This window comes from Mycetocola sp. Y444 (assembly GCF_059445295.1).
In genome coordinates, this window is sequence record NZ_JCAIUB010000003.1 from 212,139 (window position 1) to 236,248 (window position 24,110).

23 protein-coding genes are annotated in these 24,110 nt (G+C 64.9%); 12 read left to right on the forward strand and 11 right to left on the reverse strand.

All coding sequences use genetic code 11. The features are described from left to right. The first annotated feature begins 39 nt into the window (after window positions 1-39). The 3 genes from AC1C2M_RS12495 to AC1C2M_RS12505 all read left to right on the forward strand — a co-directional run bounded on the left by AC1C2M_RS12495 (window position 40) and on the right by AC1C2M_RS12505 (window position 5,127). Entirely contained in the window at window positions 40-1,575 is a 1,536-nt protein-coding gene (locus tag AC1C2M_RS12495) for a class I SAM-dependent methyltransferase (protein WP_495436788.1), read from the forward strand. A 107-nt stretch (window positions 1,576-1,682) separates the two neighbouring features. Continuing rightward, complete coding sequence (locus tag AC1C2M_RS12500) at window positions 1,683-2,048, forward strand: hypothetical protein (protein ID WP_495436790.1); 366 nt, start codon at window positions 1,683-1,685, stop codon at window positions 2,046-2,048. 37 nt (window positions 2,049-2,085) lie between these two features. Continuing rightward, on the forward strand, window positions 2,086-5,127 hold the full coding sequence (locus AC1C2M_RS12505) for an ATP-binding protein (protein WP_495436792.1): 3,042 nt from the start codon (window positions 2,086-2,088) through the stop codon (window positions 5,125-5,127). Window positions 5,128-5,155: 28 nt separating this feature from the next. Here the strand turns inward: AC1C2M_RS12505 and AC1C2M_RS12510 are convergent, their stop codons facing one another. Then, window positions 5,156-5,878: a hypothetical protein gene (locus tag AC1C2M_RS12510; RefSeq protein ID WP_495436794.1), complete on the reverse strand. Its 723-nt coding sequence runs from the start codon at window positions 5,876-5,878 to the stop codon at window positions 5,156-5,158. Window positions 5,879-6,242: 364 nt separating this feature from the next. On the opposite strand from AC1C2M_RS12510, the gene AC1C2M_RS12515 reads away from it, so the two are divergent. Both AC1C2M_RS12515 and AC1C2M_RS12520 read left to right on the forward strand, forming a co-directional pair. Beyond that, the gene (locus AC1C2M_RS12515; RefSeq protein WP_483406718.1) at window positions 6,243-7,169 is read left to right on the forward strand and encodes a carbohydrate ABC transporter permease; all 927 of its coding nucleotides are present in this window, start codon (window positions 6,243-6,245) and stop codon (window positions 7,167-7,169) included. After that, complete coding sequence (locus tag AC1C2M_RS12520; RefSeq protein WP_495436796.1) at window positions 7,166-8,122, forward strand: carbohydrate ABC transporter permease; 957 nt, start codon at window positions 7,166-7,168, stop codon at window positions 8,120-8,122. Before AC1C2M_RS12515 ends, AC1C2M_RS12520 begins: the two co-directional genes overlap by 4 nt. A gap of 69 nt (window positions 8,123-8,191) precedes the next feature. On the opposite strand, the gene AC1C2M_RS12525 is transcribed toward AC1C2M_RS12520, so the two are convergent. From AC1C2M_RS12525 to AC1C2M_RS12535, 3 genes are all read right to left on the reverse strand, one after another. Continuing rightward, window positions 8,192-9,553, reverse strand: a complete 1,362-nt coding sequence (locus AC1C2M_RS12525) for an ABC transporter substrate-binding protein (RefSeq protein WP_495436797.1) — start codon at window positions 9,551-9,553, stop codon at window positions 8,192-8,194. Window positions 9,554-9,740: 187 nt separating this feature from the next. Continuing rightward, window positions 9,741-10,184: an SRPBCC family protein gene (locus AC1C2M_RS12530; protein WP_483406507.1), complete on the reverse strand. Its 444-nt coding sequence runs from the start codon at window positions 10,182-10,184 to the stop codon at window positions 9,741-9,743. After that, a complete protein-coding gene (locus AC1C2M_RS12535; RefSeq protein WP_495436799.1) occupies window positions 10,181-11,659 on the reverse strand; it encodes a phytoene desaturase family protein in 1,479 nt (492 codons plus the stop codon). Before AC1C2M_RS12535 ends, AC1C2M_RS12530 begins: the two co-directional genes overlap by 4 nt. A 215-nt stretch (window positions 11,660-11,874) precedes the next feature. Between AC1C2M_RS12535 and AC1C2M_RS12540 the strand changes: the two genes are divergently transcribed. Continuing rightward, window positions 11,875-12,843 (forward strand): phosphodiesterase, encoded by a 969-nt coding sequence (locus AC1C2M_RS12540; RefSeq protein WP_495436800.1) that lies wholly within the window; start codon window positions 11,875-11,877, stop codon window positions 12,841-12,843. A 194-nt stretch (window positions 12,844-13,037) separates the two neighbouring features. On the opposite strand, the gene AC1C2M_RS12545 is transcribed toward AC1C2M_RS12540, so the two are convergent. After that, a complete protein-coding gene (locus AC1C2M_RS12545; RefSeq protein ID WP_495436801.1) occupies window positions 13,038-14,813 on the reverse strand; it encodes a stealth family protein in 1,776 nt (591 codons plus the stop codon). Window positions 14,814-15,073: 260 nt separating this feature from the next. On the opposite strand from AC1C2M_RS12545, the gene AC1C2M_RS12550 reads away from it, so the two are divergent. The 3 genes from AC1C2M_RS12550 to AC1C2M_RS12560 all read left to right on the forward strand — a co-directional run bounded on the left by AC1C2M_RS12550 (window position 15,074) and on the right by AC1C2M_RS12560 (window position 16,923). Beyond that, the gene (locus tag AC1C2M_RS12550) at window positions 15,074-15,556 is read left to right on the forward strand and encodes a MarR family winged helix-turn-helix transcriptional regulator (RefSeq protein ID WP_495436803.1); all 483 of its coding nucleotides are present in this window, start codon (window positions 15,074-15,076) and stop codon (window positions 15,554-15,556) included. Window positions 15,557-15,606: 50 nt separating this feature from the next. Beyond that, entirely contained in the window at window positions 15,607-16,209 is a 603-nt protein-coding gene (locus AC1C2M_RS12555; RefSeq protein ID WP_495436805.1) for a DNA alkylation repair protein, read from the forward strand. Window positions 16,210-16,371: 162 nt separating this feature from the next. After that, entirely contained in the window at window positions 16,372-16,923 is a 552-nt protein-coding gene (locus AC1C2M_RS12560) for a type 1 glutamine amidotransferase domain-containing protein (protein ID WP_495436807.1), read from the forward strand. Window positions 16,924-16,956: 33 nt separating this feature from the next. Here AC1C2M_RS12560 and AC1C2M_RS12565 read toward each other — a convergent pair whose 3' ends face one another. Next, window positions 16,957-17,349 (reverse strand): PPOX class F420-dependent oxidoreductase, encoded by a 393-nt coding sequence (locus AC1C2M_RS12565; protein ID WP_495433242.1) that lies wholly within the window; start codon window positions 17,347-17,349, stop codon window positions 16,957-16,959. A gap of 98 nt (window positions 17,350-17,447) precedes the next feature. Here AC1C2M_RS12565 and AC1C2M_RS12570 point away from each other — a divergent pair, with 98 nt between their 5' ends. Next, the gene (locus AC1C2M_RS12570) at window positions 17,448-17,870 is read left to right on the forward strand and encodes a hypothetical protein (RefSeq protein WP_495436809.1); all 423 of its coding nucleotides are present in this window, start codon (window positions 17,448-17,450) and stop codon (window positions 17,868-17,870) included. 8 nt (window positions 17,871-17,878) lie between these two features. Here the strand turns inward: AC1C2M_RS12570 and AC1C2M_RS12575 are convergent, their stop codons facing one another. Continuing rightward, window positions 17,879-18,655, reverse strand: a complete 777-nt coding sequence (locus AC1C2M_RS12575) for a pyridoxamine 5'-phosphate oxidase family protein (RefSeq protein ID WP_495436811.1) — start codon at window positions 18,653-18,655, stop codon at window positions 17,879-17,881. Window positions 18,656-18,793: 138 nt separating this feature from the next. On the opposite strand from AC1C2M_RS12575, the gene AC1C2M_RS12580 reads away from it, so the two are divergent. Next, entirely contained in the window at window positions 18,794-20,233 is a 1,440-nt protein-coding gene (locus tag AC1C2M_RS12580) for a lipase maturation factor family protein (RefSeq protein ID WP_495436813.1), read from the forward strand. On the opposite strand, the gene AC1C2M_RS12585 is transcribed toward AC1C2M_RS12580, so the two are convergent. Further along, entirely contained in the window at window positions 20,230-20,682 is a 453-nt protein-coding gene (locus AC1C2M_RS12585; RefSeq protein ID WP_483406496.1) for a DNA glycosylase family protein, read from the reverse strand. The genes AC1C2M_RS12580 and AC1C2M_RS12585 overlap by 4 nt on opposite strands. Continuing rightward, window positions 20,679-20,867 (reverse strand): hypothetical protein, encoded by a 189-nt coding sequence (locus AC1C2M_RS12590; RefSeq protein WP_495436815.1) that lies wholly within the window; start codon window positions 20,865-20,867, stop codon window positions 20,679-20,681. Before AC1C2M_RS12590 ends, AC1C2M_RS12585 begins: the two co-directional genes overlap by 4 nt. Before the next feature lie 206 nt (window positions 20,868-21,073). Here AC1C2M_RS12590 and AC1C2M_RS12595 point away from each other — a divergent pair, with 206 nt between their 5' ends. After that, window positions 21,074-22,654: a CYTH and CHAD domain-containing protein gene (locus tag AC1C2M_RS12595; RefSeq protein WP_495436817.1), complete on the forward strand. Its 1,581-nt coding sequence runs from the start codon at window positions 21,074-21,076 to the stop codon at window positions 22,652-22,654. A 74-nt stretch (window positions 22,655-22,728) separates the two neighbouring features. Here the strand turns inward: AC1C2M_RS12595 and AC1C2M_RS12600 are convergent, their stop codons facing one another. Beyond that, window positions 22,729-23,040 (reverse strand): hypothetical protein, encoded by a 312-nt coding sequence (locus tag AC1C2M_RS12600; RefSeq protein WP_495436819.1) that lies wholly within the window; start codon window positions 23,038-23,040, stop codon window positions 22,729-22,731. A 255-nt stretch (window positions 23,041-23,295) separates the two neighbouring features. Further along, window positions 23,296-23,892, reverse strand: a complete 597-nt coding sequence (locus AC1C2M_RS12605) for a PepSY domain-containing protein (RefSeq protein WP_495436821.1) — start codon at window positions 23,890-23,892, stop codon at window positions 23,296-23,298. Window positions 23,893-24,110 lie beyond the last annotated feature (218 nt).

Here is a 24,110-nt window from a genome sequence, read left to right on the forward strand (position 1 = left end):
TGACAGCCGACCCTGAGCGTCGGTGACACACTGGTAACCGTGACTTCAGCGCTCGTGCAACTCCTCCGGTTAGACCTCGAATCCGCCCGCTTCACGGTGACGACAGTCACAGAGCTCTGGGGTGCCGAAGCGGATGCCGCGCTCCACCGCAATGAGAGGGTGCCGGCCCTCCGCGCGCTCGCGGCGAGGCGCAGGGATGCAGCGCCGGAGGCATCCGCGACGCTCGCAACCCTGTTCGTGCTCGGACTGCCCGTCACGCACGATGACCTGGTCGCCGCTCTGCCGAATCTCGGCGCCGATGGTGCTGTCGAGCTCGGGCTGGTCGGCGTCACGGGCACCGAGGCCAGGCCGCTGATCGACCTGAGGCCGTACAGCTTCGTTGACGCCCACGGCGCGGGCAGTTGGTGGATCGCATCCGACCTCGGCGAACTGGTGCTCGGGCGTCCGCTCGGCGAAGAACACGTGCTCGGTGTCGGCGGAGCATCGACGACGCTCAGCGGGCTGATGATGCAGACCCCCGTCGGACGGGTGCTCGACCTGGGTACCGGTTGCGGCATCCAGGCCATGCACGCCGCCCGCCACGCCACCCACGTGGTCGCGACGGACATTTCAGCTCGGGCGCTCGAACTCGCCGCACTCAACGCGGAACTCAATTCGCTCCACAACATCGAGTTCCGGCTGGGCAGCCTGTTCGAACCCGTGCGCGGAGAGCGATTCGACCAGATCGTGTCGAATCCCCCGTTTGTGATCACCCCGAGGGCCGACGGTGTTCCGGCCTACGAGTACCGCGATGGTGGCATGGAGGGCGACGCGCTCGTCGAGGCTGTTCTCCGCGGGGCCGCCGCACACCTCACCCCCGGCGGCGTTGCTCAGCTCCTCGGCAACTGGGAGTATCGCGTCGGGCAGGATGCCTTCAGGCGCGTCGGTGGCTGGATCGACGGCACCGGCCTCGATGCCTGGATCATCGAGCGCGACACCCAGGATCCGGCGCAGTACGCCGAGACCTGGATCCGCGACGGCGGAACGAAGTCGGGCACACCGGACTTCGACCGGTTGTACAACGCCTGGCTCGATGACTTCGATGCGCGCCGGGTCACCGCTGTTGGGTTCGGATACATCACACTGCGGATGCCACTGGCGGGCGACCCATCACTGCGGCGACTTGAACGGTTGCACGGTTCGCTCGGCACCAATGAGTCAGGCCTTGGCGTGCACCTCGCGTCTGTGCTCGCCGCGCACGACTGGCAGAAGGTCCGCGACGACGAAGAGCTGGCCCTGTCGCACGTCACTGCCGCGCCTGATGTGACCGAGGAACGCCACTACTGGCCGGGAGACGAAGACCCCACCGCGATGATGCTGCGACAGGGCAGCGGTTTCGGGCGAACGATCCGGATGGATACCGCGTTGTCCGCCCTCGTCGGCGCCAGCGACGGTGACCTGACGATTGGTGCTGTGACCGCGGCCATCGCGCAGTTGCTTGAGGTCGATGTCGCCGAATTGCTCGCGGAACTGATGCCACGCGTCCGCGGCCTTATCGACGACGGGTTCCTCGTCCCCGTCGATGAGACTGAGTAGTCGATGACGCTGAGTAGCCGCAGCGGGCACAAGAGATAAGGCATTCGCCCGATACTGCTCGCCCCCCTTAGAGAACACGATGGAGTCATCAATCTCAGGAGGACACCATGCAGATCTCAGGCGAGTACGGAACGGAACTTCTGCTCCGCTATTCCGAGGAGGAGCTCAGGCGGCAACTGGAGTTCCGCCGCGTGGCCGAGGAACGTGCGGGTGAATCCGGCGGTGACGCCGGGGCAGTCGGCGCCGTCCGCCCGTCGATGCTCGCCCGCTTCGCCCGGTTCCTGTTCCGCGAGGACACCGCGGCAGGAGGGCCCGAATGGATCCGCCCCGCTCAGGGCTCATCCGCGAACCCCGAGCCCGTGCTGCCGCCGGCTCGCGTCGAGGCGGCGCCGTCGGTCACGAGCGTCGGCACGGAGAGTTCAGCGGAACGCGACGATGAGCGGATGCCGGTGATGGCCGGCTCGACGCGATGACGGCACTGTGACGGCGACGGCGCCCCCGGCTGCAACGATGACGGCGACTGCGATCGACGTTCTCGCCCGGGTGCCATCCACCAACTCCGCTTCGGCCGGTTCGGGTGCCTCGACGCGTGTCAGTGCGTCGTGGCACGATGAACAGGTGAGGTCACCGGCGTCGAGTCCAGCCATGATCGGGCGTGAGTCCGAACTTGCGCAACTGCACGCGGTCTTTGACCAGGTCCTTACCGGCCGCCCGCAGGGCGTCGTCATCTCGGGCGAAGCCGGGATCGGCAAAACCCGCCTGATCGAGGAATTTCTGGGTCTCGCATCCGTCGACGCACTTGTGCTTACCGGGCAGAGCGTCGACCTCGGTGCTGTCGGCGCCCCGTACTCTCCCATCCAGAGTGTCCTCCGCGGCCTGGTTGCCGAGCTTGGTGTAGAGGCAGTGCTCGAGGCGAGCGGTCCGGGGGCAGAGGCCCTCACCGCTCTCCTGCCCGAACTTGGCGCCCAACGCGCCGATCCGGCGGGTGCCGCGCTCAATCGACTGCACGACACGGTGGCCACGCTCGTCGAGACTGTGTCACGGCGGACTCCCCTCGTCATCGCCATCGAAGACCTGCACTGGGCGGATGAAGGCACCCTCGACCTCCTTCGTTTCCTGCTCCGGGTTCTCGGCCGTGGCCGCATTCTCGTTGTGCTCAGCTTCCGCTCCGAAGACGTGGGTCGCGGGCATCCGCTGCGTTCGCTCCTCAGCGAACTCGACAGAAGCCGCAGCGTGACCCGGGTCGAACTTGCTCGGCTCACGAAGGAGGAAGTGCGCAGGCAGGTGGCCGCGATTCTCGGATCCGAGCCCGACGACGAGGCGTTCGAGAGTGTCTACGCACGCAGTGAGGGAGTGCCGTTCTTCGTCGAAGAGCTCGTCGGCTTCGGGTCGACGGGTGAAGGCGAGTTGCCCTGGACCCTGCGGGAGCTCCTCCTCGCCCGTTATGAACGACTCAGCGACGAGTCGCAACACCTGCTGCGCCTGATCTCCGCCGGGGGCGTGCGTGTCGACCACGATCTGCTGTCGGCGGTGTTTTCCGGCGAGCCCGAGCAATTGGATGCCGCGGCCAGGGAAGCGATGATCGCCAACATCCTCGTGGCCGATGAACTCAGTTACGCGTTCAGGCACGCCCTGGTCCGCGAGGCCATTCACACGGACCTGCTGCCGGGCGAGCGGACCAGATTCCATACCAGGTTCGCCGAAGCCCTCGAGGCGCTCTCGGGTGAACGTCGCGTCGCGGCAGAGATCTCCTATCACTGGCTGGCTGCCCACGACACGCAGCGTGCCTTCCCCGCGACGCTCGACGCGATGGCCGAAGCTCGGGCGACCCACGCCTACGGCACGGCGGCGCAGATGGGTGAGCGGGCTCTCGAGCTGTGGGACCAGGTTCCTGACGCGGAGAAGGTCGCCGGACGCCAGAAGATCGATCTCCTCGCGCAGACGGCGTCCGCTCTTCGCAACGCAGGGGAGGGTGAGCGCTCGCTCGCGATGATCAACGTCGCACTCGAGGAGAGTCCCCGCACCGAGAGCCTCCGCTACGCGCGGTTGCTCAGGGACAAGGCGCTGTACCTCGGCAATACCGGCAAGCCGGGTTCGATTCCGTTGCTCAGGGAAGCCCTCGAACTGGTGCCGCCAGGCGCGACCGGAATGGCGGGCACAACCGGACTCGCGCGTGCCCCGATGAGCGCCGGTGAATTGCGATCGGCACTTCTCACCGCGCTCGCGGGTCGACTGATGCTCGCTGCACGCATGGACGAAGCAATCGAAACAGCCCGTGAAGGGCTCCGCGAAGCAACGGATGCCGGTTCAGACCGGCACGCATCGATCGCCTCGAACATTCTCGGTACGACCGAGATCAACGTCGGTCGATTCGAGGAGGGACGTGCGCATCTCGACGAGGCGCTGGCGCTCTCGCAGAACGAGACAAGTGCGCGTTTGCGTTACCGGGTCAATGCCTCCGACAGTGAATACCTCCTCGGGCACTACTCGGAGGCGGTGAGTATCGCTGAACTGGGCATCCAGCGCGCCCGCGAACTGGGCGTCGAACGCAGTTCGGGCATCATCCTCAAATCGAACGCCGTCGATCCCCTCATCGCCCTCGGACAGTGGGAACGGGCCGACCAGTACATCGACAGCGCCGTCCGCCTCCTGCCGTCGCCGACGTTCAACGCCTACCTCAACCGCGCGCGGATGTTCCTGCTGACCTGGCGGGGCGAGACCGACGCGGCATACCGGCTATACCGCAGTGCCCGGGCGCACGCGCGTGAACTCGGTGAGTCCGAGATGCAGGTCAGGCTCAGTTTTCCGCGAGTCGCGGCGGAGCTTCACCTCGCCCGCGGCGCGGTGGCCGAGGCGTGGGACGAGATGGATGTCCTCTTCGACGGCGACCACACGCCCGTCGCCGGCTATGAACTTCCGTTGCTGGCAACGGCCGGCCGCACGCTCGCCGCCCTCAGGCGTGCCGGTGAATCTCCTGTGTCAGACGGTGCCCTGGAGAACCGACTCCGGGCGCTGGTCGGTCGGGTGGACTGGTGGCCAACGGCATCCCTCTGGTCGACGATCTTTGACGCTGAACTCTCCGGGGCGCGAGGGATGGGTGACGATCCTGGCGCGTGGAAGCGTGCGGCGGAAGTCGTGGCCTCCGACCCGGCTGCGCAGGCCCACCTGCCGTCGTACACGGCCCTTCGTCTCGGGCAGGCGCTCGTCGAGGCCGGTGAACGTCACGAAGCTGTTGTCGCCCTCCGTGACGCGGTTCGCGGCGCTGAGCTGCTCGGTGCCGGTCTTGTCGGGCGCACCGCTGTCGGTGTTGCCGAGCGCGCGGGACTCACCATCGACGACGCACCGAACAGGCGAACGACGAACGCGACGGAACTGACGCTTCGCGAGCGTCAGGTCCTCGACCTGCTCGGGCAGGGCCTGACCAACCGTCAAATCGGCGAACGGCTCTTCATCAGCGCCAAGACGGCGAGCGTCCACGTCTCAGCGATTCTGCGGAAGCTCGGCGCCTCCAGCCGTACCGAGGCCGCGTTTTTGGCGCGCGAGAGCGCGTGACAGGCGACTCACAAGGTCAGTGGGTGCTCTAGGCATCCGGCGGTGCTGCCGCGTGCGTGGGTGAACCGTGCAGTCTGAGTGCCGCGAGCAACGCCCGCACTCCCCCGTTGGGTGAGGTGAGCACGCGGGTCGGAAGATCGACGCCGTGAAGCGCCTCTGCCATCGACGCCTGGGCGAGAACGAGAACATCTGAGCGGGCGGCGAATTCGATCGCTGCGTCCCTGACCAGGGCATCGTGTCCTGCGATGTCACCCTGTTCCTGTGCGTCGGCGGCGCCATCGACGACGGTGACGTCGACGGTCACGTCGGGGTGAGCGGCCGCGAAACGTTCGAGCAGGCGGCCGGTGGGCCCGACGGTGGAAGGGCGGGTTACGAGTACTTCGATGTGCCCCGTGCGGTCTTCGCGGCGGGCCGCTTCGGTCGCGATCGCCACGGCCTGTTCGGCCATCGCCGCGTCGACCCGAACAACGGGAACCGTCGAGTTGACCTGCTCCGCAACCTCGGCGGTCGATGCGCAGGTAACGAGAATAGCCAGGGCGCCGGATGCTTCGAGGTGCCTGATGTGGGCAGCGACGCGGTTGGTGAGTTCCTGTGTCACCCCTTCGGCGGGATCCGGGTCGAGCAGCCCTGCATCTACAATATGGACTGATTCGACAGTGGGATGAGCGTCGCGGAGTGCCGAAGAGAACGACGCTGCGAGGGCGGGATCTGTATGCAGCAGGCCGACCCGCTGTGAGTGTTGCGTGGTCATGAGTACTCCTGCCCGAAAGACCTGATCGAAGGTCGAGCACACTATGTCACAGTCCCGATCTAGCCAGAAGGGAGGATGGTCAACCCTCTCGCCGGATCATCGGTACCGCGCCGCTGGCATGATAGCCGGATAAATTCTGCTGAGAATGTCTTGCCGACTTCTCCGTTCGCTTCTAGAGTCCCGTTGTAATGGCGCTGCAACAACGGCGTGGTTTTCAGCTCGGTTTTATCAGCACTGTCCTGAACCTGACACAGAGAAGAAGCATGAACAGACGAATCTTCAGGGCGTTTCGGACACGGGACCGTTCGTGACCAGCGTCGTCGGCCAGGCAGATGGCCGTGACACGAAGGCAGGCGCTCGGCGCGTGCGCCCTCGCCGGGCGCCCAAGCGAACCTACAACCGCCGCGAAGCCATCGCCGGCTATCTCTTTATCGCTCCATGGGTGATCGGGTTTCTGATCTTCACCCTCGGTGCGATGGTCTACAGCCTCATCATCTCCTTCAGTGATTACAACCTCGCGGCGAACAGCTCGACCCCCGTTGGGTTCGCAAATTACGCCCAGCTCTTCGAGGACCCGAAGGTTGGTCTCGCTCTGGGCAATACCCTCGTCTACGCGCTCATGGCCGTCCCGCTGGAAATTGCGTTCGCGTTGTTTCTGGCGATGCTGCTCGCTCGCGTCGGAAGGGGCGCAGGCTTTTTCCGCACCGTCTACTACCTGCCCAAAATGACTCCGACAGTCGCGACGGCATCCGTCTTTCTCCTGCTCCTCAACGGCAACTCGGGCGCGATCAACCAGGGACTCGGCCTCCTCGGCATCGAAGGCCCGCAGTGGCTCGTCGACCCGGCGTGGGTGAAACCGTCGATTGTGTTGATGACGCTGTGGACGGTCAGCGGAACAATGGTGATCTTTCTGGCTGCCTTGAAGAGCGTGCCCCGAGACCTGTACGAGGTGGCGTCGCTCGACGGGGCCGGGCCGGTGCGGAAATTCTTCTCGATCACCGTGCCGATGATCTCGAGCGCGATCTTTTTCAACGTGATCGTGCTCACGATCGGGGCGTTTCAGGTGTTCGACCAGGCATATCTCCTGTTCTGGCGTGACCAGTCCAACGCATCACCGGAGTCGTCCTTGTTTTACGCGGTTTACCTGTTCCAGCAGGCGTTTCGGCAGTTCGATTTCGGGTTCGCCGCTGCGATGGCATGGCTGTTGTTCATGATCATCATGCTGATCACCTTTATTCAGATGAAGTTCGGCAACCGGTTCGTGTACTACGAGGGAGATGACCACACATGAGCGTGACTGAGTCATCGCCGGACGCTGTCAGGCTCAAGGGCCAGGTGATCGGGGAGTGGACGGTTGCCGGAACTCCCCGAAACGGTCCGAGAATCGACCGTTGGTACAAACCGAAGAGTGTCCTCGGCCGGGTAGTTCTCTGGATCGCACTCATCGGCTTCGGGCTGTTGTTCATGTACCCATTCGTCTGGCTTCTCGCAGCGAGCCTCAAGCCACGCGGGCAGGTTTTCGACAACTCGCTCATCCCGCGTACCTGGGTTCCTGAGAACTACGTCGAGGTCTGGGACCAGTTACCCCTGGTCAGCTGGATGTTCAACAGCCTTTCGATCGCCCTGCTCGCGGCTCTGGCGGTTGCCATTTCGAGTTCGGTTGTGGCGTTCGGCTTTGCCTACTTCAAGTTCCCGGCGCGCAACCTGCTGTTCGGGCTTGTCCTCGCGACGATGATGTTGCCGGGTGCCGTCACGATGATCCCCCAGTACCTCATCTGGAAGGAACTGGGCCTGATCGGAACGTGGGTGCCACTCTGGGGAGCGAACCTCTTCGGGTCCGCGTTCTACATTTTCCTGCAGAGGCAGTTCTTCCTCGGGCTCCCGCGCGAGCTGTTCGAGGCCGCTCGCATCGACGGCTGCAGCTACTGGGGGCTCTTCCGACGCATCGCCATGCCGCTGTCGATCCCGTCGTTCATCATCGTCTTCGTCTTCGAGTTCCAGGCCAGCTGGAACAACCTTCAGGCGTCGCTCATCTACCTCAACGCGGGTTCGGTCGAGGGATTCACCGCACCGCTCGGGATCGCGTACGCGATGACGAAGTACAGCCCCACCGCCGGCGGCCACGGAGATTACCAGTACGTGATGGTGGCATCGCTCATCATCACTCTGCCCATGCTGTTGATCTTCGCCTTCGGCCAGCGTTACTTCATCGAGGGGGTGGCGACGCAGGGGCGAAAAGGCTGAGCTTTCCCTGACTCACACAGAACGGGCAACCCAGCAGGGTTGCCCGTTCTGTGTGAGTCGCGTCAGACGTTACTTCACGACCTTGTCGTATGCCCGCATCGCCGCGTCCTGAGCGTCGGCGAGAGCATCCTCAGACGACTTGTCACCCAGCAGCGCCGACGTGACCGCGTTCTTCAATTCGGTCTGGATCTCCTGCCCCGCAGCGGAAGCGCCGTAGGACTCGCCCTCTCCCACGACCTCATAGAACGTGGCGATCGTCTGGTCGAAGCCGGCGTTTCCGCTCTCCTTGACGAACTGGTCGCGAATCGCCTCATCGGCCGCCGGCGATCCGGTGAACAGGCCGGTGTTGATCGCTCCCGGGCTCTCGGAGATCGTCGCCGCGCGCGCCTCTCCCGCAGCCAGCCACGCATCCTGGGAGGTGAGTTCGAGCGCCCAGGCGCAGGCGGCATCCGCATTCTTCGCCCCCACAGGGATCACGAACGCGGTACCGCTGGTGACCGAGAACGGCTCACCCTCGATGTTCTTGAACGGGACAGCCTCGATCTGGACCTCATCCACGTACGGGCTCAGGACGTTCACGTACCACTGCGCGTTCACCTGAGCGCCGACCTGGTCAGCAACGTAGGGGTTGTTGTCGCCGAACGCATCGAAGGAGTCGGTGAAGCTCCGGTACTTCGCGTACCCGCCCTGAGCGTCGAACAGTTGCTTGAGGAAGTCGAGCGCCCGGGCATTCTCGGGCGAATCGAGAGCCGGCACGCCCTCGTCATCCATAATCTCGCCGCCGAAGCCGAGGAGCCATAACCCGGCCTGGTTGACGCCGACAGAGTCGAAGCCGAGGACGGTGGGGTTCCCGCCCGATGCGGTGTACATCTTGCCGATGGCCCCGAGGAGGACGTCGGGCTTTGACGTGTCGATCTGGTCAGCGGTGACGCCTGCTGCGTCCATGACGCGTTTGTTCAGGATGATTGCCGGTGGCTGATAGAACTGCGGGACTCCCCACACTTTGTCGTCCCACTCAACGTCATCCACGACCGACTCGTAGTACTGCTCGTCAGGGTCGACGCCGTGCGTGGCGAAGCACTCGTCGAGAGGTGTGATGAGCCCTTGCGCCGCATACGTGCCGACGAACTGGCGATCCATCTGCACCACGTCCGGGACATTCCCGCTGGCGACCCTCGTCGTGAACTTCTGAGCGTCGAATGCGGTTTGGTCGATCTCGATGTCGACATCCGAGAGCTGCTTCTCGGCATATTCGAGCCGCGACGTTCCGACGTCGTCGGCGTTGTCGAATCCCCATGCCGCCAGGGCACCGGACGGGCTGTCGCTGAATGACACGTCTGCCGTTTCGTCGCCGCCCCCGCTGCACCCCGTCAGGACGAGCACGGATGCCGCCACAGTCACCGCAATAAGCCGCTTCTGCCTCTGAACCATCGAATTCCCTTCGTTGAGTCACGAGGCCATCCGCGATCGGCCACCGTGCCGAGAAATCACCAGCGAAATCGCTGCTCAGCTGAAGTTATCGACGGCCTTGACGACCAGCAAGGGGCTTGCGCATCCGCGTGATTCCGGGTTCGCTTCTCTTTTCGGCAGCGCGGGACGCTCTTCCCGTGATCGCGCGTCAGTTGGCGGTTGCGCCACCCTCGGCGAGGTAGGCGAGGCGCTGCAGCGTTTCGTTGTTGCGTGCGTGCAGCATCAGCCGTCGGACGGGTTCGGGGATGAGGCGGCCGGGGCCCTCGACGGCGTCTTCGGTGATCCGCACGACACAGTCCTCCCCGCGACGCTTCACGTCGAGGGTGACATGCGCCACTCCGATCGGCCAGCCGCGGGCACGAACCTTCATGTGCCGGGGTGGATCCCACTCCAGCACCGAGGTCGAGTCGTTGATGAGGCAGGGCCAGACGCCGAACGAGTGGAAGAGCTGAGCGCCTTCTTTGGGCCAGGAGTCATCGACGTCTCGCATCCGCGACGCACCGACGACCCAGCTCGGGTACAGCCATCCGTTGGCAAGCACCTCAAAGACGCGTTCAGGGCTCGTGTGGATGAGTCGGTAGTTGACGCTCATGGCTGCCTTCCGAGTAGCTGGTCTGGTGTGGGCGAGAGTGAGGGTGGTGTCGTGATGCCGAACCTGTCGCGGAGGGCGAGCAGTGCCGCGTTCCAGCCGGGCATTCCGTGCACGCCCGGGCCCGGTGGGGTCGACGACGAGCACAGGTACAGGCCGGTGAGCGGGGTCCGCCACGGGTTCAGTGAGAGGGTGGGACGGGCGACGAGCTGGAGCATGTCAACGTCGCCGGCGGAGATGTCACCGCCGACGTAGTTGGGGTTGTACGACTCGTACTCGACGGCCGACTTATGGGCGGTGGCGAGGATCAGGTCGCGGAAACCTGGCGCGAACCGTTCGATCTGCCTGGTGATCGCCTCGGTCCGGTCCTCGGTGGATCCGGCGGGGACATGTGTGTACGCCCAGAGGGTGTGCTGGCCCTCGGGCGCTCGCGTCGAATCGAACACGCTCGGCTGCGACACGAGGACGTAGGGGTTCGACGGATGCCGTCCGTTGGCGACATCGTGCTCCGCGACTGCGATCTCCTCGCGGGTGCCGCCGAGGTGGAGCGTGCCGGCCTCGCGCAGGGTTTCGTTGGTCCAGGGCACAGGCCCGGAGAGGGCGAAGTCGACCTTGGCGACGGCGTTGCCGTAACGGAATTTGCCCAACCGCCTGGCGTAACCGGCGGGCAGCCGGTTCCCCGCGATCTTTACGAGGCCGCGCGCGCTCGTGTCGAGCAGCACAGCCCTGGCTGGGGGCAGCTCGCGGAGGTGGGTGACCTCGGAGCCGGTGACGATCTCGCCACCGTGCGCCGTGACATCCGCCGCCATCGCGTCGACGATCGACTGGCTGCCACCGATCGGGACCGGCCAGCCTTCAGCGTGGGCGAGGGTGGCAAGCACAAGCCCGGCGGCGGTCGGCGCGAAGGTCGGCAGCGGCCGGATCGCGTGCGCGAGCACACCGGTGAGCAGTGCGGGGGCGGCATCGTCGTGCCAGCGCACATTCCACAGCGGGCTGCCCTGTTCGAGGGCGCGCAGTCCAAACCTCGCCATGGTGATCGGATGTTTCGGCACGCGAAGAAGGCTGCTTCCGACGAAGCCGGCAACCGAGGAACCGTGCGAAACGAGTGGCTCGAACAGTTGCCGCCATGCGGCACCGTCACGACCGAGGTCCTCGACGGTGCGGTCGAGGGAGTGCCAGGCGAGGCCGGCGCGTCCAGAGTCGAGGGGCTGGGCGTAGGAGAGCTCGGGAAGCGCAAACGGGATGCGGTCGGTCAGCCCGAATCGTGAGAAGAATTCCGAGGCGAGGGCCATCGGGTGGACGGCCGAACAGGTGTCATGGCGGAATCCTGGAAGGGTCGCCTCCGAGGTGCGTGACCCGCCGCCGATGGTGTCGGCGCGTTCGTACACGCGAACGGACAGACCGGCTCGAGCCAGTGTGACGGCGGCGGCGAGGCCGTTCGGACCCGCTCCGACAACGATTGCATCAGGCTCAGACATCCTTCGCAGTATGCCAGCGACCACTCTCAGGATCGACCCCTTGACGGGGACGCGCGCCGAGCGATTCGATTTCCGCATGCCTTCCGACATTTGCCTTCCGTTGGGACACCTGGCGTGTCGCATTCACCTTTCGTTAGGAATGTTCTGGTCAAATGGCAGTTAACACCTAGGGTGGACACCACGAGGCATCACCGCCAAACCCGATTGGACGGATTGTGATAGAGCGCACGGCCGAGTACCCGAGGCCGGACCACTTCCTTCTGCACATCAGCGACACTCACCTTCTGGCCGGAGGTAACAGGCTTTACGGCTCGGTCGACAGCGAAGAACACCTCAGGCAGGTGTTCACGGAGCTCGAAGCCTCAGGGGGTCGGCCAGAGGCCATCATCTTCACGGGGGACCTCGCCGACAAGGGCGAGCCCGACGCTTACGAGCGCATCCGGCGCATCGTGGATCCGGCTGCGAGCCGGCTCGGTTCCCAGGTCATCTGGGTCATGGGAAACCACGACAAGCGAGAAGCCTTCCGCGCCGGGCTGTTCAACGAGGTGCCGACGTCGAGACCCGTTGACCGGGTGTACGACGTCAACGGCCTTCGCGTCATCACGCTCGACACCTCGGTCCCGGGGCATCACCACGGCGAAGTGACGAGCGACCAGCTCGATTGGCTCGCGGAAGAGCTTTCGGTGCCCGCGCCGGACGGAACGATCCTTGCGTTGCATCACCCGCCGGTGCCGAGTGTGCTCGACCTCGCCGTGAGCGTCGAGCTTCGCGACCAGAGCGGTCTTGCTGAGGTGCTCGAGGGGTCCGACGTTCGGAGCATCCTCGGCGGTCACCTGCACTACTCGTCGATGGCGACCTTTGCGGGCATTCCGGTCTCCGTGGCATCCGCCACCTGTTACACCCAGGACCTCACGGTCCCGGTCGGCGGGACCCGCGGGCGTGACGGTGCTCGGGCGTTCAACCTCGTGCACGTGTATCCCAACACTGTGCTGCACTCGGTCGTACCGCTCGGTTCGTTCCCCACGCTCGACTACATCGATCCGCAGGAGAGCGCCAAGCGCCTGGACGTGCTCGGCGTTCACATCGCCGAGCCGATCGCGGGCGAGCCGGTTCCGACGCACACGTCTCCGACGCCCGTTCACCGGAGCGCTCCGCCGACGGAGTCGATTCCGGTGCTGGTGTAGCTCTCCCCGGGCCGTCGCGTTCCCGAGGTCACTTCGCGCGGCGTGGGCGCCGAGAACACCAGTTCCGGTCGAGCGCATCAGCTGCGCGGGATGTTCTCGACCGCAAGTGATGCCCTCGCGCGACTGGAGTAACGGCATCCGCTGGTCGTCGACGCGAACGGATGCCGGGCCTCACGTCGCCGTGGGACGACCGGCTAGATCGCGTCCGTGACCGAGGTCGTGAATGATTCGGTGATGGACACCGTCACGCCCTCCTGCACCAGCTCCGGCTCTGCGCCGTGAACGGCAACTTCGGTCTCCCACGGGGCCGCGAACGGGAAGTAGTGCTCGAGGAACCGGGTGACAGCCTCCGTGCGCTTCTCGACCGAGATCTCGGGCTTCGAACCGTCGTTAAGGCAGAACATGTCCTGGTCGCGGCGCTTGAGCAAGCGCTCCATCGATGGCAGTGACGACTTGAGCGTCGTCTCGATGTACTTCACCCGGGCATTGGTCTGCACGACCGCTCGCCCCGTCATGAGTGCGTAGTAGTGGTAGAGCGAATTGGTCACCGAAATGTCGGTCGCCGAGCGGAACCGGCTCGCCGCCGTGCGCGCGAACTCCTTGGGGAACTCAGCCTCGAGCTCGTGCAGGACGCTCTTGCGCATGGGTGCTGCCGAGTGCTCGAGGTGCCTCGTGGTGACTTTGCCGAACCGCTCGCGGAGCAGCCCCCTGTTGACACGAGCCGCGTTCTCGTAACCGCTGCGCGACGGGTCGCTGTCACCGAGTCCGATACGCGTGGATGCCTCGACGAACTTCGTGATGCCACCGGGCGAGAAGAAGATGTCAGGGCTGATCGGGCGCCCGAAGAACATGTCGTCGTTCGAGTAGAGGAAGTGCTCTGAGAGCCCTTCGATGTAGTGCAACTGGGCCTCGACAGCGTGCGAGTTGTGCGTCGGGAGCACGCTCGTGTCCTTGAAGTGGTCCTCACTGCGGACGAGGGTGACAGCGGGGTGCTCAGCCAGCCACTCGGGGCGGGGTGAGTCGGTGACGATGAAGATGCGGCGCACCCACGGCGCGAACATGTAGACGCTTCTGAGCGCGTACTTAAGCTCGTTGATCTGCCGGAACCGGGCGTCGGAGTCGTCGCCGTCACCAACGACATAGTTCTGCATCCGCTTCGCTCGTGCGCGCTGGAACTCTTCGCTTGAGCCATCCACCCAGGAGAAGACCATGTCGACATCGAAGGTCACATCGCTCGCCAGGTCCGCGAACATATTCTGCAGGGTGGGCCAGGTCTGGCCGAACATCTCGACCGTGTCTTCGAGCGCTTCCGACCGTGGCAGCCTCCTGCGCATCAACGCGTTCTCGACGGGCGCGACGATCTCGTCCTCACCAAACCGCCAGAGCTCGAGCTGCACGGCGGTATCCGGGCCGTAACGCAACCGCCCGATCGGCTCGATGCGGGGACGGTACAGCCGGAAAACCGACGCTTTCTTGTCGCTCGCGAACGTGCCGTCCGCGAGCAGCGTCGGGATGGCATCCGGCGTCTTGCCGGGCTTTCCGCCGTCCCGGAGGGTCGCAGGGTCGATGGCCTTGGCGTAGAACGGCTCGTCCTCGTAGGCGGCGGCGAATGCGGCCGAGAGTTGCTTACGGCATTTGCGATCGACAGCGATCACCGGGTTGCCGTTGCTGCCACGCACCAGGAGATACGGGATGTCTGCGTCTTCGAGCACCCGACGGATGCTGAGCAGGTCGGTGATCATGGATTCACGCGGGGTGAGGTGGCCGTTGATCAGCGTGAACTCGCCCTTACGAAGGACCACATCGTCGCGGGAGAAGCGGTTCAGGCGAGTGCCGTTTGAGAGCAGCACCAGCTCCGGCGACTCGCTGATGATCGGCATCGACGCCGTGATGGGGTTATCACGGCGAAACGCATCGGCGGCGCTCTCGGTCGCCGTCTTGTGCTTCTTCGGTGTGTTAAACGTCGTCATGATCGCCACCCTTCTCGATGGGTTCGCCGTATCGGCGTGTGTGGTGCGCTCCGCATCTGCGGGCATGGCGGCGCTGCCTGCGCTGGGTCGACGGAGCGGCCGGGTGGCCGGTGTCGCAGTGCTCATTCTAAGCACACCCGGCGCAGAATGACTCCTGAGCACCTCTGGACGCACTCTCAGGCCGTGACCGAACCACGTAGGACAGCGGAAACTCGCGGATAATGGATGGTTGTAGCGTCAAGCATTAGTAGACTGGCTTCATGACTGAAGCACGCTGGCTCGATGAGGACCAACTCAACGCATGGAAGAAATTCGTTGCGGTGGTCGAGCTGTTGCCCGGCGTGCTCGACTCGCAGCTGCAACGTGACGCTGAACTCAGCCATTTCGAGTATTTCGTGCTCGCCATGCTCTCCGAGTCCCCTCACCACGTGCTTCGGATGACGGCCCTTGCGTCAGCGACGAACGCAACGCTTCCGCGGCTCTCGCACGTGGCATCCCGACTGGAGAAGAAGGGGTACATCGAACGCCGGCCGTGCGCCGAGGACAAGCGTGCGACAAACGCGCACCTCACCGAGGCGGGGATGGCGAAAGTGGTGGCGACGGCGCCCGGTCACGTGAACACTGTGAGGGACAACGTCATCGACCCGCTGGACGCCGCGGACATCGCAGACCTCGATCGCATCATGGGGCGAATTCTCGACACCCTCGATCCCGACCACAGGTTCGCCAGGCAAGCGCGCTGAGGCCGTCAGCGCCGGTCGAGCTCGGATAGGGACTGAGCGAGAATTGTGGAATGACTGAGGCCGGCGAGTTCATCGACGCGGCTCTGCAGCGGGAGACCGCGTGGACGCCGCCCGCCGACGACCGGGACTCGAGTGGGCTGGGATCGTACGGCGCGTCGGTCGGTGCGGTGCGGGGTACCGTTCGGGATGCCATGCGCAAATACCGCGGGATGTCGCACGACGAGATCACCGCTCTGGCTTCCGAGCTCTGGCGGCCTCCGGTCTACGAACGTCGGCTCGCGGCGGTCGTGTTGCTGCAGTCACACGTGGCGGTTCTCGACAACTCGGACCTGACCAGGATCGAAGGGTTCCTCCGTGACGGACGTGCTCGCTCGCTGGTCGACCCGCTCGCGACAGACGTCGTCGGGCCGATGATCGAGCACCTGGATGACGTGGGCCAGAGCAAAGCGCGTGCGGCCCTTGACCGCTGGCTCGGAGAGAACAACGTGTGGCTCCGTCGCGCCGCGATCCTCGCCCCGCTCCGCGCGTTGCGCGCCGGGACGGGCGACCCGGACCGGTTTGCGCGCCAGGCCAGGGCAATTCTCGCCGAACCGTACGCCAGTGAGATCGTCAGCGAGGCAATCGACCTCGTGCTGGATGCCCTGGCGACATGAGGCCAGGCCCAGAGATACCGCGCGGGAGATCCCACCGGCGACGTGTCCGGTATCCGACGTGTCCGGCATCCGCCCCGCGGATAGTGGCTCGCGGAGCACCCGTCAAGGCCTGTGCCCACGCATGGCCCAGGGCGTAACGTGGCAGGCCCCGAAAGGAGCACGATGACTGAGAATATCTCTGGCAAGAAGGTCGCATTTCTGCTGACCGATGGTTTTGAAGACTCCGAGCTGACGAGCCCATGGCAGGCGGTGACGGATGCCGGTGGCGAGGCAGTTCTCGTCTCACCGAAGATCGGCACGATCGAGGGTAAGAACGGACACGAGCAGGACGTCGACGTGCGTTCGGCCGACGCGTCAGCCTCGAAGTTCGACGCGCTCATGCTGCCCGGCGGTGTCGTCAACGCCGATCACCTGCGCATGGACGAGGACTCGGTCGCCTTCGCCAAGAGCTTCTTCGAGGAGCACAAGCCGGTTGGCGTCATCTGCCACGGCGCGTGGATCCTGATCGAGGCCGGCGTCGTCCGCGGCCGCGAACTCACGAGCTACCCGAGCCTCAAGACCGACCTGATCAACGCCGGAGCGAACTGGGTCGACGAAGAAGTCGTCGTCGACAGCGGCTTCGTTTCGAGCAGAACACCCGATGACCTGCCGGCGTTCAACGCTAAGTTCGTCGAAGAGATCGCCGAGGGCGAGCACTCCGGGCAGACCGCGTAGTCTCTCCGGTCACCAGCAGAGGTGCCGCCGGATTCAGCGGCCGATCACCCGCGTGATTGTCATCACGAGGATCACCCGATCGGCGCTGTCTGGCGGCGCTTCTTGCGTGGCATTGCCGTAACGCTTGCCGAGCCGCACGTAGAACGCCCCGGTCGGGTCCGGGCGCACCTCGGCGAGCTCCCCGCGAAGCTCGATGTAGCTCAGCGGGTTCTCCGGATCGAAGATCGAGAACGCCATCGACGGGTTCTTCTGCAGGTTGCGGAACTTGGCCCGCTTGGTCGTGTGCGTGAACAGCAGGTTCTCACCGTCGAACTCGAACCACATCGGGTTGACCTGCGCTGTGCCGTCGGGTCGCACTGTGGCGAGGCTGCCGAAGTTTGCATCGGTCAGCAGGTGCCGGAGATGCTGCGGGATCTCAACTGTCATGTTCCCAAGTTACGCGTCGCGTTATCCACAGGCATCCGTTTGTCCACAGATTCCGGATGCCGTCGGCCGGGCGCAGCGCGCAGGTCGAGTATCGAGCCATGACAGACATCAGCGCCTCGACGGCGAATCAGCAACCGCTCGACACAGACGAGCTCATTGAACAACGGGTGAGCGCCCTCATCGGCCGCGCCTCCCGACGGCAGCTCTGGCTGCTCTTTCTCGACGACGACGATGTGCAGCTGCCCATGCTCGTCCCGATCGACGACTTTCCGGTGCAGCCCCGCCCCGCAGAGGCCCATGCGCTGGCGACCGGCGTGGCGACCATCATGGAGTCCGCGGGGGCGGTCCGGGTAATCCTTGTCTGGGAGCGATACGCGGGCGCTGACCTCACCCAGCTCGACCGGGCGTGGGCGCGGCAGTTGAATGCCGAATGCGCCGCGGCTGGCGTGCCGGTTCGAGCTCAATTGCTGAGCCACAAGCGCGGGGTGCGGTGGATCGCTCCTGACGACTACCTGGCTTGAGGGGCAGCCTAGAGGTCGACCGACTTGTTGTCGCCGATGTCGGGCTGGTTCCCGGTCACCACGGCTTTTGCGATCTTGAACATGGTCACAACGCCTGGTTCGTTCAACGCCCAGTACTCGGCCGACTGCGCGCTGACCTTGATCAGGGCGACCGTCGGGTCGTCCTTGCCGTCGGGGAACCAGGCCTCGAGAGCGGGGCTCCACAGTTCGTTGATCTTGTCGCGGTCGTGCACGAGCGTCGCCGAACCCGAGATCGAGAGGTAGCCCTTACCCGACTCGAAAGCGGCGTTGACTTGGTCGTTCGAGCGGATGTCTTCCACCTTCGAACTCGGATCCTGGGTGAAGAACCAGAGGTCACCGTCGAAGTCGGACTCCTGGGTCGCAAGCGGACGGCTGTGCAGCTGGCCGCTCGGCGTGACCGTGGTGAGCAGTGCAATCTTCGACGCCTTGACCAGCCTGGCGATCGTGACCATGTCGTCGTCTTCGGCGGCGTGGAATTCCGGCGAAGACGGATCGGTGGTTTCCTCGGCGGTGCTCGGCGCTGTCACCGCGTCACTGATGCCGGCGTCGATGAGCCCGTCGTCAGTGGTGGTTGTCACCTCAGCCGTGTCGTTGGGGTCCGGGATCGTGTCGGCGCCGTGCGCAGCATCGGTGCGGCCGTATGCCGTGTTGACGGTGTCTGCGCTGGTGCCAATGGGTTCACCGGCGGGGCCTGTCGTGCCCGGGGAGCCCGGCGTCCCTGAGTGTCCGGCACGGGTTGAATCGAATGGGTTGTTCAACGTCATCGCTCTGTCTCCCTCGTTGTGCGTGACGGCGCGCAGAATGCACGCGCCGGTCGATCCCTTGCGACGCTACGCTGGCGCGACAGCTGTTCTCAAGCGGTTGACAGCACCCCGGAGGCCGGGACTACCGTCGGCAGCATCATGGAGTGGTTTGCAGCGGGGGACTACGAGCTGGCGCGCCAGGTGCTTCAGCGCGGCATCGCTGCGCTCTACCTGATCGCCTTCATTTCTGCGGCCAACCAGGTTCCTGCCCTGCTCGGCGAACGTGGCCTGGCGCCGGCGCCGTGGTTTCTGAATCGGGTCACTTTTCGGCAGTCCCCGAGCCTGTTCCACTGGAAGTACAGCGATTCGTTTTTGCTCGGCATCGCCTCGGCCGGCGCGGGGTTATCGGCGACCCTGGTGGTCGGTTTGCCGCAGCAGGGGCCACCGTGGTTGCCCATGGTGGCCTTTCTGCTGCTCTGGGTCGGGTACCTGTCGATCGTCAACATCGGGCAGACGTTCTACGGCTTCGGCTGGGAGAGCCTGCTGTGCGAGGCCGGGTTCATCGTTGCGTTCCTCGGTTCTGACGAGGTCGCTCCGCCGCTCGTGGTGATCATCTTCCTTCGCTGGCTGGTTTTCCGGCTCGAATTCGGTGCCGGAATGATCAAGATGCGTGGCGGGTCCGAGTGGCGCGACCTCACCGCACTGACCTATCACCATGAGACCCAGCCGATGCCGAACCCGGTCAGCTGGTACGCACACCACCTGCCGCGGTGGTTCCACAAGGGGGAAGTGCTCGGCAGTCACTTCACCCAGCTCGTCGTCCCGTTCTTTCTGTTTGCGCCCCAGCCCGTGGCATCCGTCGCTGCGGGGATCATCATCCTGACCCAGCTGTGGCTGGTATTCACCGGCAACTTTGCCTGGCTCAACTGGATCACCATCGTGCTCGCATTCTCAGCGGTGAGTGATGACGCGGTGCAGACGGTAGTCCCCGCTCTCCTGCTCGACGCGGAGCAACCGGAGACGCCCCTCTGGTTCGTTGTGGTCGTGCTTGCGGTGACCGCGTTCCTGGTCGTTCTCAGCTGGTGGCCGCTCGTGAACCTGTTTGCGCGGCATCAGCTCATGAATGCGAGCTTCAACAGGTACCACCTGGTGAATGCGTACGGCGCTTTCGGCACGGTGACGAAGGTGCGGCTCGAGGTGATTGTCGAGGGCTGCGCTGACGAGCACCCCGGACCCGACTCGGAGTGGTTGCCTTACGAATTCAAGGGCAAGCCGGGCGATGTGACACGGATGCCGCCGCAGGTCGCTCCGTACCACCTCAGGCTGGATTGGCTGATGTGGTTTCTCGCGCTCGGGTCGCCCGACAATCGCTGGTTCCAGATGCTGATTGTGCGGCTGCTCGCCGGCGACTATCGCACGATACGGTTGCTCGGCGTCAATCCGTTTCCGGTGGCCCCACCGCGCTGGATCCGCGCGCGAGTATTCCGCTACAGGTATTCCACACCGGAAGAGAAGCGCCGGACCGGTGCGTGGTGGTCCCGCACGCTCGTCGGGACGCTCGTGGATCCGGTGACCCTTCACCCCCAGGGGCGGGACTAACCGCGCGCGTCCTCGCGTGCCGAGCCGTATACCGCTGCGGGTATCTGGTCGGTGAAGATCCGGGCGGTGACCGGCCCGATTCCCTTGAGCGCGGTGAGGCGCCGGGTCAGCTCGTTCTCGTCCTCAGCGGTGGCGACGAGCCGGTGCACTGACCCGTAGTCGCTGATGATCGAGCGCATCACAGCGTGGAGGGTGTCGGCCATCTGGTAATCGAGGCGAACGTATCCGCCCTGATCGAGGAGTCGCCTGAGTGGTTCCCTGCCGATCTCGCCGAACTTTTGCGGGCTCGTGAAGTCCCGCTTGATCAAAATCCGATAGGTCTCGGCCGCGACGGACTGCTGGATCGGACGCCCGAACAGCACGCTCGCCAGAAACCAGCGGTAGAGCTGCTGGGGTGAGCCGCTGGACGGATCGAGGTCGAGGTCAGCCGGCGAGAGATTGCCGCTCATTCGGAAGGGGTGTCCTCCGACGACTGTCCGGCGTTACCGTTGCCCTCGCCCAGTCCTGTGCCATCGCCGATTCCGTCGTCGGAGCCGAAAGCCGCGTCATCCGAGGGGTTTGCATCGCTGTCGAGCGGGTCGGTCGATGTGGGGCTGGATTCACGGGAGAACTCACCGGAGTCGTTGGTCGTCATGTGGTGAGCGTACGCCGGGTAAATCCCCGAGTCACAGGGGTTGACGATGGCATCCGTTCGTGGCATCCGTTCGTGGCATCCGTTCGTGGCATCCGTTGTCCATCGCTGGATTTTTGGCCAGGAAGGAGATGGCGCCCGGCCTCTGGTGACCCGCGTTTCTGCTGGCTCGGATGGAAGCATCGGTCCCGAGAGGGTAAACAGGACATATGACCAACTCTTCGGAACCGGGCCGCTCGCAGGTCGAGATCGAACGCAAGTATGACGTCGACCGTGATGTGCAGCTCCCTGAGCTGGTGGGGGTTGCAGGTATTGCATCGGTCGAAGTGAAGGATCCGGTCACCCTCGAGGCCGTCTACTACGACACGGCTGACCTCGATCTCGCGAGGCGTCGGATCATCATCCGGCGGCGCGAGGGCGGGTCAGACGCGGGCTGGCACATCAAGATGCCGGCGGCGGAGGGGCGTACAGAGTTGCACTGGCCCCTCGGGGAAGACACCGGTGCGGTTCCTGACGCTGTGCTCGAACCAGTGCGGGTGTGGGTGCGCGACCGAGAGGTCACGCCGCTCGCACGGATTTCGACGACGCGGACCGCGGTCCACCTCAAGGACGCGACCGGTGTCGGGGTGGTCGAGCTTGCCGATGACGAGGTCGAGGCAACCGACATCCGCCATGAAGCCCTCCGCAGGTGGCGAGAGTGGGAGGTCGAGTTGCTGAGCGGTGCTCCCGACACCGAAGAGGGCAGGACCGTGCTGTTGGACCAAATCGAACGGATGCTCGGAGCTGTCGGTGCGCACCCATCGTCGAGTGTCTCGAAACTGGCCCGCACGCTCGGGAGCGATTCGCTCACCGATGTCGTTCCCGCCCACGAGGTCGGTCTCCTCGAGGAGGAGCCGACGAAGGCCGAGCTGCCGGACGGGAGTGCGGCATCCGTTGTCGTCGAGGCTCTCTCCACGTTGGTTCTGACCCTCGAGCAGGCGGACCCTGCGGCGCGTGCCGACGAACCGGACGCTGTCCACCGGATGAGGACGACCATACGGCGGTTGCGGAGTGTGCTCGCCGCATATCGAAAGCTGTTCGACCGCCCAGCCACCGATGATCTGCGCGATCGCCTCAAGCGGTTCGGTGCCGCGCTGGGTGAGGTGCGAGACGCGGAGGTGCGTGGGATGCGTGCGATCGCATACCTCGACGGGTTGCCGCCGCAGGACGATGATGACGATGCCAGACTGCGGCTCATCGACGGTGCGAAAGTCGACTACCGGGATGCCCACGATCGCCTGCGCCGGCTGATGACGTCGACCGCGTACTTTCGGCTGCTCGATGCGCTCGACGAGTTCGTCGCTGACCCTCCGTTAATCGAGGCCGCGTTGAAGCCAGCGAAGAAGGTCGTGAGGAAGACGGTCCGTCGTGAGATCCGTCGGGTGACGAAACGTGCGGATGCCATCGGCAATGCGGGAACTGACCTTGAGGTGCAGCTGCATGCGGTGCGGCGGGCCGCACGGCGGTTGCGTTATGTCGCTGAGACCGTGGCAGGAAAGAAGGGCTTCGGCTCGAAGTACGAACGCGTCGCGAAGGCGGGTGAGCTCGTGCAGGACACGCTCGGTGAGCATCACGACAGTGTTCTGTTCGGTCAGCACCTGGTGCTCACGGCGAACCGTGCCGATGCCGAAGGGGAAAGGACCTTCGTTTACGGAGTTCTCGCCGGCATCAACGACCGGAACGGTGACACGGCACTCGCCGAGTCATCCGAAGCGATCGACGATGTGGAGAAGCTCGCCGATCGGTTCTAGCCCGGCGGCGTGAACTGCTCCCCCAGGTGCCCGCCTTGAGGCTCCTGGGGAGGCAGTGGGGCCGAGCCCCGACGTCACTCAGCGTGAGGCTTGCCGGCGTTCCCGCTCATATCGATCTCACCGGGGTCGACGTCGATGTCGCCGACATCGTCCGGTCCGCCCGTGCCGGGCAACAGGGTGACGTTGTCATCGTCTATGTCGGGATCGTCGAGGGCCGGTGAATCGCCGGCTGCGTTCTGCAATTCCTCGGTCTCGACCGCGCTGGACGGGCTGTACGACCGGTCCTTCGTGGTCTGCTCAACGTCGTTGAGGTCACCACTCGGCGTTTCTTCCACCGGGTCGCCACTCGGTACGCCCTGTCCTGGGTTCAGTGTCTCGTCACTCATGCGTCGAGGTTACGGGGGCAGGGCGAGACCGAGAACCCCCTTGCGCTCCGGGGCTGCTTCCGCTCAGGTCGACGCGCGCGAGAGCATCAGTTCCGGTCGAGAGCATCCGGCGCAACGGTTGCTTTCGACCGGAACGGATGCTTTCGGCCACCGCGGGCGCGTAACCTCACCGCGCAAATTTCCCGGCACACTTCCCGGCACGCACAAAAGGAGGGGCCGAGCGCCAGGCGCCCGGACCCCTCCTCGGGAAATCGATTAGTTGGTGCTGGCGGTGCCATCATCCGTGGTGTCCGCTGCGTCCTCGAGGACCCGTACAACCACGAATGCGTCATCGAGTTCGACGTCCGCCTGCGTGCCGTCCTCGCGGGTGATCTCGACCTCGAACGCGTGGTCGGCGTCGTCGCTGCGCTCGACGTCGGTGACGGTGCCCGGAACCTCGGCAAGCGCCGCAGCCTCAGCCTGTGCGCGCTCGTCGGCGGTCAGCGGAGTTTCAGTGGCGTCCGTTTCAGCGGCATTCGTCCCGGCATCACCGTTCACGGTGGCATCCGTCTCTGAATCCTCGTCACCCTCATCAACCCGAACAACGGCGAAAGACTCGTCCAGAACGACCTCCACTTCGGTTCCGTCGTCGCGGGTGACCTCAACCTCGTAACCCGAACCGTCGGCCTCCGAGTCGGTCACCTTTCCCTCGCCGACCTCATCGAGGGCCGCCTTCGATGCCTTCTCGAGCGACGAGCCGGTGAGCTGCTCATCGTTGTCGAACGGCTCGGTCACCGCGACGGCGACGCCGGTTCCTCCGAGCACGAGCACTGCTGCGAGTGCGGATCCGATCAACACTGTCTTCTTCTTCACGAGAGCCTCCTTGTGGCGTTTGCTGTGGCGTTTGTTCCACTGTGCCCGTCGCTCGCTGAAGCAGGCCTGAAGCCTCCTGAAGCCAATTTCAGGAAGGCGATACGGATGCCGCCGACATCCGCGGTAGGGACCATGCGCCCTGACGCCGGGCCGGGACAGGACGTTTGGCTCTATTCGCTGCCGCACCCGAAGGGATGATCGCGGGTAGTGTTTGCGGC

What these genes read in the sequence shown, in the direction of transcription:
- AC1C2M_RS12500 (WP_495436790.1), top strand. Translation starts at nt 1,683, where the DNA reads ATGCAGATCTCAGGCGAGTACGGAACGGAACTTCTGCTCCGCTATTCC.
- AC1C2M_RS12505 (WP_495436792.1), top strand. Translation starts at nt 2,086, where the DNA reads ATGACGGCGACTGCGATCGACGTTCTCGCCCGGGTGCCATCCACCAAC.
- AC1C2M_RS12510 (WP_495436794.1), bottom strand. Translation starts at nt 5,878, where the DNA reads ATGACCACGCAACACTCACAGCGGGTCGGCCTGCTGCATACAGATCCC.
- AC1C2M_RS12520 (WP_495436796.1), top strand. Translation starts at nt 7,166, where the DNA reads ATGAGCGTGACTGAGTCATCGCCGGACGCTGTCAGGCTCAAGGGCCAG.
- AC1C2M_RS12525 (WP_495436797.1), bottom strand. Translation starts at nt 9,553, where the DNA reads ATGGTTCAGAGGCAGAAGCGGCTTATTGCGGTGACTGTGGCGGCATCC.
- AC1C2M_RS12530 (WP_483406507.1), bottom strand. Translation starts at nt 10,184, where the DNA reads ATGAGCGTCAACTACCGACTCATCCACACGAGCCCTGAACGCGTCTTT.
- AC1C2M_RS12535 (WP_495436799.1), bottom strand. Translation starts at nt 11,659, where the DNA reads ATGTCTGAGCCTGATGCAATCGTTGTCGGAGCGGGTCCGAACGGCCTC.
- AC1C2M_RS12545 (WP_495436801.1), bottom strand. Translation starts at nt 14,813, where the DNA reads ATGACGACGTTTAACACACCGAAGAAGCACAAGACGGCGACCGAGAGC.
- AC1C2M_RS12550 (WP_495436803.1), top strand. Translation starts at nt 15,074, where the DNA reads ATGACTGAAGCACGCTGGCTCGATGAGGACCAACTCAACGCATGGAAG.
- AC1C2M_RS12555 (WP_495436805.1), top strand. Translation starts at nt 15,607, where the DNA reads ATGACTGAGGCCGGCGAGTTCATCGACGCGGCTCTGCAGCGGGAGACC.
- AC1C2M_RS12560 (WP_495436807.1), top strand. Translation starts at nt 16,372, where the DNA reads ATGACTGAGAATATCTCTGGCAAGAAGGTCGCATTTCTGCTGACCGAT.
- AC1C2M_RS12565 (WP_495433242.1), bottom strand. Translation starts at nt 17,349, where the DNA reads ATGACAGTTGAGATCCCGCAGCATCTCCGGCACCTGCTGACCGATGCA.
- AC1C2M_RS12570 (WP_495436809.1), top strand. Translation starts at nt 17,448, where the DNA reads ATGACAGACATCAGCGCCTCGACGGCGAATCAGCAACCGCTCGACACA.
- AC1C2M_RS12575 (WP_495436811.1), bottom strand. Translation starts at nt 18,655, where the DNA reads ATGACGTTGAACAACCCATTCGATTCAACCCGTGCCGGACACTCAGGG.
- AC1C2M_RS12580 (WP_495436813.1), top strand. Translation starts at nt 18,794, where the DNA reads ATGGAGTGGTTTGCAGCGGGGGACTACGAGCTGGCGCGCCAGGTGCTT.
- AC1C2M_RS12585 (WP_483406496.1), bottom strand. Translation starts at nt 20,682, where the DNA reads ATGAGCGGCAATCTCTCGCCGGCTGACCTCGACCTCGATCCGTCCAGC.
- AC1C2M_RS12590 (WP_495436815.1), bottom strand. Translation starts at nt 20,867, where the DNA reads ATGACGACCAACGACTCCGGTGAGTTCTCCCGTGAATCCAGCCCCACA.
- AC1C2M_RS12595 (WP_495436817.1), top strand. Translation starts at nt 21,074, where the DNA reads ATGACCAACTCTTCGGAACCGGGCCGCTCGCAGGTCGAGATCGAACGC.
- AC1C2M_RS12600 (WP_495436819.1), bottom strand. Translation starts at nt 23,040, where the DNA reads ATGAGTGACGAGACACTGAACCCAGGACAGGGCGTACCGAGTGGCGAC.